The 807-nt window shown below is 60.0% G+C and carries 1 protein-coding gene; it reads right to left on the reverse strand.

The genetic code is table 11. The features are described 5' to 3' along the window. Nucleotides 1–807 (reverse strand): VCBS domain-containing protein (locus tag M3P88_RS15795; protein ID WP_249616950.1); only part of this gene is annotated, 807 nt, incomplete at both ends.

Consider the following 807-nt stretch of genomic DNA (forward strand, 5'->3'; position numbering starts at 1 on the left):
ATCCCCTTGATCGTGACTTCCACCGTGTGCTTGGTCCCGTCCAGCGCTTCCACGGTGAAGGTCTCGACCTTGGTCTCGCCCGCCTTGAGGTATTGCACCTTGCTGTTGTCGACGTTGTAGCTCCAGCTGCCGTCCACCGTGATGGTGAGGCTGCCCAGCACTTCGCCCTGCGCCACGCCGGCACCGGCCTTGAACGTCATCTCGGTGGCAACCTTCAACTGCCCGGAATCGCTCAACATAGGAGACGTCGTATCTTCGGTTACCGCACCGCTATCAGTCGCCCCAAAATATCCAAGCTTGGCACTATCACTCCCCGTAGCCTGATTGCCCGCCGCGTCGGTCTGCACAGCGTCGACCTTAAGCTGCTCGCCCTCGACCAATACACCCTCATTGAAGCGGATCACACCTTGGTCGTATGAGTAGCCCGTCAGCGCTTGCCCCTGCGCGTTGGTAAACTGTGCGACTCCGTCGACAAACTTGACGGTCACCACGCGTGTTTCGGGATTGCCACCACGATCGATGGTCAGGGTCACCTGACCGCCAGCCTGCAGTGAAGCATCGTCAACCGTCACCCTCACCTGCGCCTGACCGTCTGCCGCCTCTTTGTCATTCAGCCAGCCGTCGTTATTACCGTCATTGACAATCTCCACAGAGATCTTCGGCGCGGTCGTGTCGACACTGCCGTTGTCCTGTGCGTTGCCTTTATTGCCGGCCGGGTCGGTCACGCTGGCTTCGGCCTTGTAGCTGCCTTCGGCGAGTGGCTTTTCAACGTCCACGCTGTAACTGCCGTCCGGCTTCACGGTGGTG

The organism is Craterilacuibacter sp. RT1T (assembly GCF_023502145.1).
Classification (GTDB): domain Bacteria; phylum Pseudomonadota; class Gammaproteobacteria; order Burkholderiales; family Chromobacteriaceae; genus Craterilacuibacter.